15 protein-coding genes are annotated in these 12,036 nt (G+C 42.4%); 1 reads left to right on the plus strand and 14 read right to left on the minus strand.

Annotated features, from left to right (window positions below; genetic code table 11):
• Positions 1-21 precede the first annotated feature (21 nt).
• Complete coding sequence (locus ACLGGR_RS11190) at positions 22-459, minus strand: peptidylprolyl isomerase (protein WP_008359679.1); 438 nt, start codon at positions 457-459, stop codon at positions 22-24.
• A gap of 321 nt (positions 460-780) precedes the next feature.
• Between ACLGGR_RS11190 and ACLGGR_RS11195 the strand changes: the two genes are divergently transcribed.
• Entirely contained in the window at positions 781-1,665 is an 885-nt protein-coding gene (locus tag ACLGGR_RS11195) for a DUF1002 domain-containing protein (protein ID WP_323647753.1), read from the plus strand.
• Positions 1,666-1,703: 38 nt separating this feature from the next.
• Here ACLGGR_RS11195 and lysA read toward each other — a convergent pair whose 3' ends face one another.
• The 13 genes from lysA to ACLGGR_RS11260 all read right to left on the minus strand — a co-directional run bounded on the left by lysA (position 1,704) and on the right by ACLGGR_RS11260 (position 12,036).
• Entirely contained in the window at positions 1,704-3,029 is a 1,326-nt protein-coding gene (lysA, locus tag ACLGGR_RS11200; protein ID WP_410973165.1) for a diaminopimelate decarboxylase, read from the minus strand.
• A gap of 115 nt (positions 3,030-3,144) precedes the next feature.
• Positions 3,145-4,617 carry a spore germination protein gene (locus ACLGGR_RS11205; RefSeq protein ID WP_285846181.1) on the minus strand — a complete coding sequence of 491 codons (1,473 nt, stop codon included), beginning with the start codon at positions 4,615-4,617 and terminating at the stop codon, positions 3,145-3,147.
• Positions 4,571-5,179, minus strand: a complete 609-nt coding sequence (spoVAEA, locus tag ACLGGR_RS11210; protein ID WP_142945917.1) for a stage V sporulation protein SpoVABEA — start codon at positions 5,177-5,179, stop codon at positions 4,571-4,573. Before spoVAEA ends, ACLGGR_RS11205 begins: the two co-directional genes overlap by 47 nt.
• A gap of 6 nt (positions 5,180-5,185) precedes the next feature.
• Complete coding sequence (spoVAE, locus tag ACLGGR_RS11215; RefSeq protein ID WP_024422860.1) at positions 5,186-5,536, minus strand: stage V sporulation protein AE; 351 nt, start codon at positions 5,534-5,536, stop codon at positions 5,186-5,188.
• Positions 5,536-6,552, minus strand: a complete 1,017-nt coding sequence (gene spoVAD / locus ACLGGR_RS11220) for a stage V sporulation protein AD (RefSeq protein ID WP_048239297.1) — start codon at positions 6,550-6,552, stop codon at positions 5,536-5,538. The genes spoVAE and spoVAD overlap by 1 nt, the downstream gene beginning before the upstream one ends.
• A gap of 12 nt (positions 6,553-6,564) precedes the next feature.
• A complete protein-coding gene (spoVAC, locus tag ACLGGR_RS11225; protein ID WP_048239296.1) occupies positions 6,565-7,017 on the minus strand; it encodes a stage V sporulation protein AC in 453 nt (150 codons plus the stop codon).
• A gap of 20 nt (positions 7,018-7,037) precedes the next feature.
• Positions 7,038-7,454 carry a stage V sporulation protein AB gene (locus tag ACLGGR_RS11230; protein ID WP_048239295.1) on the minus strand — a complete coding sequence of 139 codons (417 nt, stop codon included), beginning with the start codon at positions 7,452-7,454 and terminating at the stop codon, positions 7,038-7,040.
• Complete coding sequence (locus ACLGGR_RS11235; protein ID WP_034280357.1) at positions 7,444-8,064, minus strand: stage V sporulation protein AA; 621 nt, start codon at positions 8,062-8,064, stop codon at positions 7,444-7,446. The genes ACLGGR_RS11230 and ACLGGR_RS11235 overlap by 11 nt, the downstream gene beginning before the upstream one ends.
• A 114-nt stretch (positions 8,065-8,178) precedes the next feature.
• Positions 8,179-8,946 (minus strand): RNA polymerase sporulation sigma factor SigF, encoded by a 768-nt coding sequence (sigF, locus tag ACLGGR_RS11240; RefSeq protein WP_251216586.1) that lies wholly within the window; start codon positions 8,944-8,946, stop codon positions 8,179-8,181.
• 13 nt (positions 8,947-8,959) lie between these two features.
• Positions 8,960-9,400 carry an anti-sigma F factor gene (gene spoIIAB, locus ACLGGR_RS11245; protein WP_024422865.1) on the minus strand — a complete coding sequence of 147 codons (441 nt, stop codon included), beginning with the start codon at positions 9,398-9,400 and terminating at the stop codon, positions 8,960-8,962.
• On the minus strand, positions 9,397-9,750 hold the full coding sequence (spoIIAA, locus tag ACLGGR_RS11250; RefSeq protein WP_024422866.1) for an anti-sigma F factor antagonist: 354 nt from the start codon (positions 9,748-9,750) through the stop codon (positions 9,397-9,399). Before spoIIAA ends, spoIIAB begins: the two co-directional genes overlap by 4 nt.
• 159 nt (positions 9,751-9,909) lie before the next feature.
• A complete protein-coding gene (locus tag ACLGGR_RS11255) occupies positions 9,910-11,064 on the minus strand; it encodes a D-alanyl-D-alanine carboxypeptidase family protein (protein ID WP_410973166.1) in 1,155 nt (384 codons plus the stop codon).
• A 159-nt stretch (positions 11,065-11,223) separates the two neighbouring features.
• The gene (locus ACLGGR_RS11260; RefSeq protein WP_410973088.1) at positions 11,224-12,036 is read right to left on the minus strand and encodes a purine-nucleoside phosphorylase; all 813 of its coding nucleotides are present in this window, start codon (positions 12,034-12,036) and stop codon (positions 11,224-11,226) included.

Below are 12,036 nucleotides of genomic sequence, written 5' to 3' on the forward strand. Positions count from 1 at the left end.
GCGATTAAGCGGTGTTTTAGATTAAGCATCTACAACTTCAACTTTTTCCATGCCTTGGCCTTGCTCCATATCAAGTACAGCCTCGATACCAGATGTTACCTTGCCAAAAACAGTGTGAACACCGTTTAAGTGCGGCTGCGGGTCATGTACGATAAAGAATTGGCTGCCGCCTGTGTCTTTACCAGCATGTGCCATTGATAATGAACCTCTTTCGTGCTGATGTGGATTACCTTCTGTTTCACATTTAATTGTGTAACCAGGACCACCCGTTCCATTACCGTTTGGATCGCCGCCTTGGCTGACGAATCCTGGGATCACGCGGTGGAATTTCAATCCATCGTAGAAGCCTTCATTCGCTAATTTTTCAAAGTTTGCTACTGTACCTGGAGCAGCCTCTGGGTAAAGTTCAAACTCAATTTTCTTTCCATTCGTTAATTGTATGTATCCTTTTTTCGCCATTTTTCACATTCTCCTTTCAGGTTAAACAACGCTCATTATAGCACATTTTCGGTGATGTTAAACATCCCCTGCTCTTCGATTGTCATTTACCTCTTAACTGATGATTGATAAAATAGGGTTGCTTGATTCTTTTTTCCTAATAAAATGATATCTGACTAAATGACATGTCTTCATTTATTGGAAAAGGAAAACATCTTCAAAAGAAATTTGAAACGCCAGACGGATTTGTTACGTCTATATGATGGAGTGCATTTCATCACGTGTACTCAAAAGATGAGTTTCTCTTGAAAGAGGAACGCTTTCGACTTGAAGGAGGTCAACATGTTTAAAAAAATGATGCTTGGTATGCTGGCAGCGCTCCTTTTCCTAATTGGTGCGCCAAAAGTCAGCTTAGCGGATGCAGCTGTCGGCGATGTCATCGTCACACTCGGGCAAGACTTAACACCGGCTGATCGCCAGAAGGTGCTTGACGAGTTGAATCCACCTGAAAATGCGACAAAAATTGAAGTAACCAATAAAGAAGAGCACGAATATTTAGGAAAGTATATCCCTCGTTCTCAAATCGGGACGAGAGCATTATCATCTTCATCGATCACCATTGAAAAATCAGGTACTGGTCTGACTGTGGATACACACAACATCAAGACCATTACAGATGAGATGTATTTAAATGCTTTAATGACAGCAGGTGTCAAGGATGCCAAGGTTGTCGTGACTGCTCCATTTGAAGTATCTGGTACAGCCGCACTGACAGGCTTACTAAAAGCGTATGAGGTGTCAAGCGACAAAGCCATTCCAGAAGATGTGAAGCAGGTAGCAAACGAAGAACTTGTGACAACTTCTAAATTGGGTGACTCTATCGGGAAAGACAACGCTTCTGCCCTTATTGCAAAAATCAAAGATGACATTGCAAAAAACGGTGTCCCTAAAACCACGAAAGAAGTAGAAGAAAAAGTGGATCAGGCTGCTTCTGATCTGAACTTAAATCTGACGCAGGATCAAAAAGATCAGCTTGTCTCGCTCTTCGATAAAATGAAAAACATCAATATCGATTGGAACCAAGTAGGATCTCAAATTGATAAAGCAAAAGACAAGATTACTAAATTCATTGAATCGGATGAAGGGAAAAACCTCCTTCAAAAGATTTGGGATTTCTTTGTCTCCATTTGGAACGCGATCGTCTCTGTATTCACTGGAGGAAAATAAGTCATGAAAAAAAGCTGCCTGTACACCAGGCGGCTTTTTTAAGTAGATGATTTCACTTTTGATTGATACGGTAAATCAAGTTTGACAATGTCCTCATAGGTTTCACGCTCAACCACAAGCTGCGCTTCCCCGTCTTCTACAAACACAACAGCTGGGCGCGGGATGCGGTTATAGTTGTTTGACATACTATAGCCGTAAGCTCCGGTACAAAAGACAGCTAATAAATCCCCTTGTGATAACTCTGGCAGATCGATATCCCAAATAAGCATATCTCCGCTTTCACAGCATTTACCGGCAATTGAAACCGTTTGATCATGCGTTTGGTTCATTTTGTTGGCACTTGCCGCTTCATATTTCGCTTGATATAAAGCTGGACGAATGTTATCACTCATTCCGCCATCTATCGCAACATAATCGCGGATGCCAGGTACATGTTTTGATGATCCGATCGTATAAAGAGTCGTCCCTGCATCTCCAACAAGAGAACGGCCTGGTTCTATCCAAATCTCCGGCATATCAAACTCATAGCGGGCCACGTTCTTTTTCACAGCTTGGATAATTTTCTCGACATATTCTGTCGCAGGAAGTGGTTCATCCTCTTCTGTATAACGAATCCCAAAGCCGCCGCCTAAGTTTAACACTGTAGAAATAAAACCAAATGATTCTCTCCATTCATCCAGCTTCAAAAAGATTTTATCTGCTGCAAGGACAAAACCAGCCGTATCAAAAATTTGTGAACCGATATGACAATGGACTCCTAAAAGCTCGATGACTTCTGATCCAAGCACTTGTTTCACCGCTTCATCTGCTTGTCCATTGTGAAGATCAAAGCCAAATTTTGAATCCTCTTGTCCTGTCGTAATGTAATCATGCGTATGCGCTTCGACACCAGGCGTGATGCGGAGCAATACTTTCACTTTTTTTGACAGCTCTTGACCAAGCTGTTCAATAAGCTTCATTTCATAGAAATTATCCACAACAATACAGCCGATCCCATGCTCTAGAGCCATCTTTAATTCTTCTCTGCTTTTATTGTTGCCATGGAAATGAATTTTTTCTACTGGAAATCCAGCACAAATGGCTGTGTGAAGCTCCCCGCCTGATACAACATCAAGAGATAATCCTTCTTCTTTGGCAAGCTGAAACATAGCGATGGAGGAAAATGCTTTACTCGCATATGCTACCTGCGCCGTTAGTTCTTCTTCTATAAATGCTTTTTGAAAGCTTTTTGCGCGCTCCCGTATTAAAGCCACATCATATACATAAAGTGGTGTCCCATACGTTTCAGCTAAAGAAACAGCATCAACACCACCAATTTCTAAATGACCGAGTTCATTTTGTCTGCAAGTGCCGTGTAAATACAATGTCATTCCCTCTTTCTCCGCTTCGGCTGAAAAAAGGCAGCTGCGTGAGCTGCCTTTTGCCGTGTCTCAAAGTTAAAAATACAATATCACAATCTTCAGCCACTTTCAATGAGCGTTAAGAATTTGGCGGAATTTTTGATCTGTTTTGAGGGTGAACAATGCTCGGCCTTACTTTTGAGCCGGGAACAGACGTCCGAATCAGCACTTGCCACAAAGCCTTCCCATTGAAAGGAAGGAACGGCCACATATAAGGCGTCTGCAATGAACGAATGGATGTTAAATAAATCATTAACAACGTAAAACCAATGATGAGTCCATTCAGCTTAAAGATCGCTACTAGTGCTAGGATGATGAGCCTTACAATCTTATTGGCAACACTCAGCTCATAGCTTGGCGTTGTAAAGGTACCGATCGCTGCCAGCGAGACGTATAAGATGACCTCTGGTGTAAACAAACCGACATCAATGGCGATTTGTCCAATTAAAACAGCCGCGATCAGTCCCATGGCGGTCGACAATGCGGTTGGCGTATGAATGGCTGCCATCCTTAAAAATTCCACCCCGAAATCAGCAAGGAATACTTGAAGAATGACAGGGATATGAGAAGGTTTGTTAAATCCAATATAGCTTAAATTGTCAGGCAGGAGATTTGGTTCGAGGATAAAAAGAAACCAAATCGGCAAAAGAAAGGTAGAACATAAAATGCCTAAAAAGCGTACCCATCTTAAGAATGTACCAACGGCAGGAGCCTGGCGGTATTCTTCTGCATGCTGAACGTGGTGAAAAATAGTGGTTGGTGTAATGATGACACTAGGGGATGTATCCGTAATGATGATGACATGCCCTTCTAATATGTGGTTAGCGGCGACATCTGGACGCTCGGTATAACGCACTAGCGGAAAGGGATTATATCCTTGCTTAATAATAAATTCTTCAATCGTTTTATCAGACATCGTCAGCCCATCGACTTTGATTCCTGATACTTCTTTTTCTATAATATCTACAAGATCCGGGTCTGCAATATCTTCAATATAGCAAACACAGACATCCGCTTTTGAACGTTCGCCTACTTTGAGCATTTTGTATCGCAGCTTTTCATCCCTTACTCTTCTTCGAATCAGCGCTGTATTCACAATAATGTTTTCAACAAAGCCGTCCCTTGCTCCCCGGACAACCTTTTCTGTATCCGGCTCCTCAGGCATTCTGCCAGGATAGCTTCTAACATCAATGATAAATGCGTAGTTTTCACCTTCTACAACGACTGCTACAAGCCCAGACAGCACTTGATCTACTGCTTCATCCAGTGTTTCTACCTTGGAAACCTGCTGATTGACAAGGCGATTCTCAACTACATGTGCAAGATCATCTGATTCAGGTTCGTTATCATTGATTTCGATTAGTTCCTTTAATAAGTAGATGACATACTGTGTATCACACAATCCGTTTACATAGTAAAGCTGGATTTCCTGATCGTGTATATAAATTTTCCGCACACCAAGGTCAAAGCTGAGACCCATTCCGACATTTTCCTTGAAGTAATCTTCATTTTTCTTCGGATCTCGGTACACGTTTACCTTGTCTTTCTTCATAGAAACCACTCCTTTCTAATATTAATTCCACTGCTTTCATCGTGATTGGAGATCCCTTGCTCAGATCATCTTTCCGTCCCATCTTGCCAATATCTCCAATCCCGACAACTAACGGAAGGTTGAGGGAGTCAAGGCAATACACAGTATCCCCGCTCATTTTATGGGGCTCCATTTCGGGAAGACCGTGTTTATCAACACCATATTCTGTTAGTTCACCTTCTCGGTCAATGGAGACATGGACCTTTGTCCATTCTGCTTGATGCGTCTTGGATGCAACTGCGATCGCACCAATGACTTCGATTTCAGGATGGCGCGCCACATGTTTCATCGCCGTCTCCCCTGTTCCTTCACCTGTCAGACCAGAATCATCAAACATCACAAAGACTGGATCATACGGCGTTTTTAATATCATTTGAACAAGTTCAGGTCCTGTCCGTTTGCTTGGATTTCCTTTTGAGCTGGAAATACATCGTCCGCCGACGTTTTTAGCAGCAAGCTCAATGGTTTTGGCAGCATATATATCTCCGTCTGTCACTAAAATGACTTTCCGTCTTTGCCCCATATTCGGTTATCCTTTCGGTTTAAAGATAAGTGCGACAATAAATGAGAATAAAATCGCAGCTGATATTCCAGCAGAGGTTAATTCAAAAATACCGATACCGATGCCGATGAATCCATGTACATCTGCCTGATGCATTGCCCCATGAAGCAGGCTATGACCAAAGCTGACGATTGGTACAGTTGCGCCCGCACCTGCAAATTCAATAAATTTATCATAAATACCGAATCCATCTAAAATGGTACCCGCTACAACAAAAGTAGTCATGACATGTGCAGGCGTGAGTTTGAGTACGTCTAGCAAAAGCTGGCCAATGACGCAAATAAGTCCGCCTGCCACAAAAGCGATAAGATAATCCATTAGCTCTCTCCTCCTGCACGCTCAAATACGACACCGTGCGCAATGGTTGGAATGGTCTCTTTTTGCTGAACCATCATCGGGCTGAGTAACGCCCCGGTTGCCACAACGAGTACTCTTTGTAAATTCCCTGCTTTCATTTCTTGAAAAATATGACTAAATGTCACAATAGCTGAACAAGCACAGCCGCTGCCTCCAGCGAATACGTTTTGGTCGGGTGTATAGATGATTAAACCGCAATCATCGTGCTTTCGCCCAAGCTGAATGCCGTCTTCTTTCAGAAGATCCTTTAAGATCGGTGAACCAATGCCTGATAAATCACCAGTTAAAATCAGATCGTAATCATCTACTGTTCTTCCTAAGTCTTCTAAATGCTGCTTGATGGTGTCTGCCGCTGCCGGTGCCATGGCCGATCCCATATCAAATGGATCTGTAATGCCAAGATCCATGACCCTGCCTACCGTTGCACTCGTAATTTGAATGTCAGAGGCTTCTTGGCTGATAATAACGGCTCCGCTTCCTGTCACTGTACTTGTTGCTGTATCGGGCTTTTGTCCGCCGTATTCTGTCGGATTACGAAATTGGCGTTCTGCTGTCGCATTATGGCTGCTTGTCGCTGCAATGGCTCTATTTGCAAAACCGCCATCAATGAGCGCTGACGCAATGGCAACCGATTCCATTGAAGTAGAGCATGCCCCAAACAAGCAAAGAAACGGGATCTTCAGCTCTCTTGCCACATAGTTTGCTGTGACGTTTTGGTTGAGTAGATCTCCAGCCAGCAAAAGATCAATATCGCTTTTTTGCAAATTTGCTTTTGATAAAGCACTTGATATCGCATCATCCATGAGCTTCCTTTCAGCCATTTCCCAGTTCTTTTGATCACAGTGCATTTCATCGTACGTTTTATCAATTAAATGGCCAATCGGGCCTTCTTTTTCTTTCGGTCCTGCAGCAGTTCCTTCTGCATTGACATAAAGCTTGTGCTCAAATACCCAAGATTGTTTACCTGTTAGTTTCACCTTTCATTCCTCCTACGAAAACATCTTTTCCAAGACGTATCGAATGATCCCTACGACATATGCCGAAACGACACCAAACACAATGACGTTCCCAGCGAGCTTAAACATATTTGTGGCAACACCTAAAACAAGCCCTTCACTTCTATGCTCAAGGGCAGCACTTGTCATGCTGTTTGCAAAACCTGTCACTGGTACAGCCGATCCTGCTCCAGCAAACTGTCCAATTTTATCGTAAATACCGATTCCAGTTAATATAGAAGAAATTAAAATGAGGGTTGCCACCGTCGGGTTCCCTGCTGTCTTTTCATTAAAATCAAAAAAGTGGATATAGAAATTTTGCAGCCCCTCACCTATCAGACAGATTAAGCCGCCAACTAAAAACGCCTTGATGCAGTTGAGGACATAAGGAGGTTTGGGCTGATATGTTTTCACCTTAGATGGATAGTTCTCTTTTAAACTCGACACGTGTTGTTCCCTCCAATTTCTTAAATATAAATAAGCCAATGAAATAGTGAACCAAATACCTTTCCTAAGACGATGGCCATGAGCAGCAAAACAATTTTCCCGTCCATTCCAATTCTTTTCGTTAATATAGGAAGTACATTTAATACTTCAGTGAGTGCAGCTGCAAGCATACCGACGAAGATGCCTGATAAAAGACCAACCGGCAGTGCCAGCCATTTGGTTAAATGCAGATGCATTTGACTTAAGGTGGCCCAGCCGCCAACGACCGCCCCGCTAATGACAGCCGCCTCGTACCCTTGTATGAAGCGCTGCGTTTTGGTTAATTGCATTAAGCGGGGAATGATGCCAAGCACTGTAAGAAAAGCCACAAATCCTGCTCCGACCGTTAAACCGCCGCCAAGTCCAACGAGGACGACAAAAAGCCATTTACCGATCATGGATATCTTTCAATGTTTCTTTATTTTCGTTGAGTGCGACGTAATGATCGAGATCAAGCTGATATTTAAACATTTCCACCTCGAGCGGACTTGGTTCTTCATTTAAACGTTTTTTAAATACATGATTGAAAAACAAAATCATGCCAAAACCGAGTCCAAAGCTATATGGAATTTGTAGTAAATACGGATGCTCAACCGTTTTTCCAGTGATCATTTCATATAGACGGATATGAACGAGCCTCATACTAACATCCTCGTGGAAATTCATAATGGCAAGCGCCGCTCCGACAAATAAAAGGAGCCATACAAACACAAATAAAACGGGAGAAAGCTGGCGTTTGCCTGTATCAATTTCAACAATGGCCTCAGAGCCGCCAACGGTTTGAATGTCGATATCCGGCCACGTTTTTTTGATCGTTTTGACGACATGCATAATATCAAGAACGACGATGTGACGATCCTTTTTGCTGACATGATACACCGGCATTTTGCTAAGCTTTTGCACAGCAAACTCATCACCAGTGATTTGGGCGATATCTTCTAAATAAATGAGCTGATCAATACCAGTTTTGATTCGATGGCGCAGCCGAATAAAAATTTGTCCGTCCATCCAAGTCACTTCCTATACGATGGGTTAAAAATAGTATGTGGTGAAAAATGGTTCTCATACAGGCAGAACTGCATTTACCGGTAATTACCACACAAAAAAAGCCAGCCGAATTGGCTAGCTGTCTTTTTGATCCATTTGCATTTGGATTTGTTTTAAAATTTTCTTTTCAAGCCGTGAGACTTGAACTTGTGAAATGCCTAGTCTTTCTGCAACCTCAGATTGTGTCTGGTCTTTATAATACCTTAAATACACAATGAGTTTTTCCCGTTCTTCTAATTCCTTGATCGCTTCTTTCAGTGCGATTTTGTCAAACCATCTTTCTTCAGAATGATCGGCAATTTGATCAAGCAGAGTAATCGGATCCCCATCATTTTCATACACCGTTTCATGAATGGATGATGGGGAGCGCACCGCTTCTTGGGCGAGGACGACATCCTCTGGTGTGATATCAAGGTATTCGGCAATTTCCTGAACGGTCGGCATTCTTCCATGTGTCTTAGACAATTCATCCCTTGCCCGCCGAATTTTATTTCCGAGTTCCTTTAATGACCGGCTGACTTTGACCGTTCCATCATCCCGAATGAATCGCTGAATCTCACCAATGATCATGGGAACAGCGTACGTTGAAAACTTTACATCATATGACAAATCAAATTTATCAACAGATTTCAGCAGTCCAATACAGCCAATCTGAAATAGATCATCTGGTTCATATCCCCTATTTAAAAAGCGCTGAACAACGGACCAAACAAGACGCATGTTTTTTTCTACGAGGAGGTCTCTTGCTTGCTGATCACCGTCTTGGCTTTTTTTGATGAGCTCTTTGACTTCATCATTTGACAGCTGGGCTTTTTTAGCTTGCTTTTTTACCTCCACATCCATATGAGCAGCTCCTTTAATTACAAAGCGCTTTGCTTTTTGATAGATGCTTTGTTAAACGGATGGTCGTGCCCATTTCTGGAGATGAGTCCACCATGACATCATCCATAAAATTCTCCATGATGGTAAAGCCCATTCCAGAGCGCTCTAAGTCTGGTTTTGTTGTAAAAAGCGGCTGTCTTGCTTCCTCAAGATCTGTAATCCCCATACCTTCATCACGAATGGTAAGATAAACGACATGGTCATCTAGCGTGACATGGATATGCACCTTGCCATCTGGATTCCCATCATAGCCATGGATGATGGAGTTTGTCACTGCCTCTGATACAACGGTCTTGATTTCTGTTAATTCATCTAAAGTCGGGTCAAGCTGAGCGATAAACGCCGCAACTGTCACCCTCGCAAACGATTCATTTTGGCTTAATGCTGAAAAAGTCAGGTTCATTTCATTTCTCATGATGCCACCCCCAATGTTTGCAAAGCCGTTTGCTCAGAAGGCTCCATACGAATGATTTTAAACAAGCCAGACATATCAAATAACCGGTTCACCGCTGGCGAAATAGCACAGACGACCATTTCTCCGCCAAGCTGCTTAATTTCTTTATATCTCCCTAAAATCACTCCGAGTCCAGAGCTATCCATAAACGATAAATCAGCCAGATTCAGCACAATGTGGCGAATGTCCTCTGTTTCCAAATAATTCGTCACCTTTTGTCTCAATGTTTCTGCGGAGTGATGATCGAGCTCTCCTGTTAACCGAATGCAAAGTACGCTCTCTTTTACTTGAAAATCAATACCAAGGCTCATTTTTTATTCCTCCTTGCTCTAATTTCGGATAAAGAGTGTTTCTCTTTTATATGAAGTAAATCCTTCACCATGACAAAACTAGTGACCATTCGTCACATTTAGATGTTCTTTTCTTTTCACATAGCAAAAAGACTGCCAATTACAGCAGCCTTTCACCTTTTATTTCCATTTCACAAAATCAGCCATTGCTCGTTTGAAGAAAGTCCAAACGCCCGCCTTTTCCATTCCTTCTTTTGCTTCTACAGGGCTTTCATGCAGCACTTTTCCGTCTTTTTTCAAGACGATCGTACCAAGTTCCGTTCCTTTTGAAAATGGAGCTTTGACATCATGAGACAATTTGATTTCTTTTTTGATCTGATCCACATTTTCGCCTTTTTTCGTTAAAAGGGAGATCGGTTCAGAAGTAACGAGCTGGATGTTTTTCTTTTTCCCTTTGCTCACTTTGACCTCCGCCACATCTTGCCCTCGTTTGTAAAGCGGATGCGTCGTATATTGACTAAATGCGTAATCTAACATTTTGACTACCTGAGCATTTCTGTCTTTCGGAGTACTTGCGCCGAAGACAACCGCAATGACGCGCATGTTGCCTTTTTTAGCAGATGCAGTTAAACAGTACTTTGCTTCGCCTGTAAAACCGGTTTTCACCCCATCGACACCCGGATAAAATTTAATTAGACGGTTTGTGTTTACAAGCCAGAATTTTTTATCCGTGTTTTGCCGGAGATAGTCTTCGTAGACACCTGTGAATTTGGTGATTTGTTCGTATTTCAACAGCTCTTTTGCCATTTTTGCCATATCGTGAGCTGTGCTGTAATGGTCTTTTTCAGGAAGTCCTGTTGGGTTTTGAAAGACTGTTGAGGTGAGGCCAAGCTCTTTCGCCCTTTTGTTCATCTGCTCAACGAACTGTTCTTCAGATCCTGCAATATGCTCTGCCATGGCAACTGAAGCATCATTTCCTGACGCAATCGCAATGCCTTTCAGCATTTCTTTCACGGTCATTTCTTCTCCAGGTTCAAGGAAGATTTGTGATCCTCCCATGGACGCTGCGTAGTCGCTCGTTCTGACCTTGTCTGTCATTTTCAGTTTACCCTGATCAATGGCTTCCATGATGAGAAGCATCGTCATGATTTTGGTCATACTTGCAGGTGCAAGCTTTTCATCGCTGTTTTTGTTGTAAAGCACCTTTCCCGTGTCACGTTCTATTAAGATCGCTGATTTGGCTTCGTGTGCCAATTCTGATGTTTGTTTTTCTTCTGGTTTTTCAATCTTTTCTTTTGCTGTCGCTGATGGTGAAACCATTGAGATAAGGATCATTAAAATAAACAATGCACATATATGACGTTTCAAGTGGCAGACCTCCATTATCGTAATCCTTTCTATTTTTTCCTCATACAGGCTGTTTTATTCAGAGATCGTATGATTGCAAATAAAAAAAGCCTTCTGCTTGGGTAGCAGAAGGCTTCTGGACACATGTTATGAAAGTTGTTTAACAATGTCTTTTACTAAATCAAGAAAACTTGCTTTCACTTTTTCCGTTACTTCGATCACTTCATCATGAGACAGCGGCTGATCCAAAATACCAGATGCCGCATTGGAAATGCATGAAATGCCAAGCACTTTAATTCCTGCATGACGCGCAACAATCACTTCTGGAACAGTCGACATTCCAACAGCATCAGCTCCAAGAGTTCTTAGGAAACGAACTTCAGCAGGTGTTTCATATGAAGGGCCTGTCATCCCTGCATAAACACCTTGCTGCACAGATATGCCTAAACGCTGGGCTGTTTCTTCTGCAAGTGCCAGCAATTCTTTATCATACGGTGCAGACATATCAGGGAAACGAACGCCTTGACTGTCATTTGGGCCAATTAATGGATTGGTTCCAATCATATTGATATGATCTGTGATCAGCATGAGATCTCCTGGACGGAATGAAGTATTCACACCGCCGGCTGCATTTGTGACAATGCATGTTTCAATGCCAATTTCTTTCATCACACGGACAGGAAATGTCACTTGCTTCATATCATATCCTTCATAGAAATGAAAACGTCCTTGCATAGCGCAAACGACAGTGCCTTTCAGCGTTCCGATCACGAGCTGCCCTGCATGTCCCTCTACTGTTGAAACAGGAAATCCAGGAATATCTTCATATTTTATTTTGATTGGATTTTCAATCTCATCTGCTAAAATGCCAAGCCCTGATCCTAAAATCAATCCAACTGTTGGTACGTATGTCGATGCTTGTTTAATGTATGCCGCCGCTTCTGAAAACTGTGCTCCCAC

Origin of the sequence: Bacillus sp. BD48 (assembly GCF_046566805.1) — a bacterium.
Classification (GTDB): domain Bacteria; phylum Bacillota; class Bacilli; order Bacillales; family Bacillaceae; genus Bacillus; species Bacillus safensis.

Excerpts from the sequence above, each read along its gene's own strand:
- ACLGGR_RS11190 (WP_008359679.1), bottom strand. The coding sequence starts at position 459 with ATGGCGAAAAAAGGATACATACAATTAACGAATGGAAAGAAAATTGAG.
- ACLGGR_RS11195 (WP_323647753.1), top strand. The coding sequence starts at position 781 with ATGTTTAAAAAAATGATGCTTGGTATGCTGGCAGCGCTCCTTTTCCTA.
- ACLGGR_RS11205 (WP_285846181.1), bottom strand. The coding sequence starts at position 4,617 with ATGAAGAAAGACAAGGTAAACGTGTACCGAGATCCGAAGAAAAATGAA.
- spoVAEA (WP_142945917.1), bottom strand. The coding sequence starts at position 5,179 with ATGGGGCAAAGACGGAAAGTCATTTTAGTGACAGACGGAGATATATAT.
- spoVAE (WP_024422860.1), bottom strand. The coding sequence starts at position 5,536 with ATGGATTATCTTATCGCTTTTGTGGCAGGCGGACTTATTTGCGTCATT.
- ACLGGR_RS11230 (WP_048239295.1), bottom strand. The coding sequence starts at position 7,454 with ATGATCGGTAAATGGCTTTTTGTCGTCCTCGTTGGACTTGGCGGCGGT.
- ACLGGR_RS11235 (WP_034280357.1), bottom strand. The coding sequence starts at position 8,064 with ATGGACGGACAAATTTTTATTCGGCTGCGCCATCGAATCAAAACTGGT.
- sigF (WP_251216586.1), bottom strand. The coding sequence starts at position 8,946 with ATGGATGTGGAGGTAAAAAAGCAAGCTAAAAAAGCCCAGCTGTCAAAT.
- spoIIAB (WP_024422865.1), bottom strand. The coding sequence starts at position 9,400 with ATGAGAAATGAAATGAACCTGACTTTTTCAGCATTAAGCCAAAATGAA.
- spoIIAA (WP_024422866.1), bottom strand. The coding sequence starts at position 9,750 with ATGAGCCTTGGTATTGATTTTCAAGTAAAAGAGAGCGTACTTTGCATT.
- ACLGGR_RS11255 (WP_410973166.1), bottom strand. The coding sequence starts at position 11,064 with ATGATCCTTATCTCAATGGTTTCACCATCAGCGACAGCAAAAGAAAAG.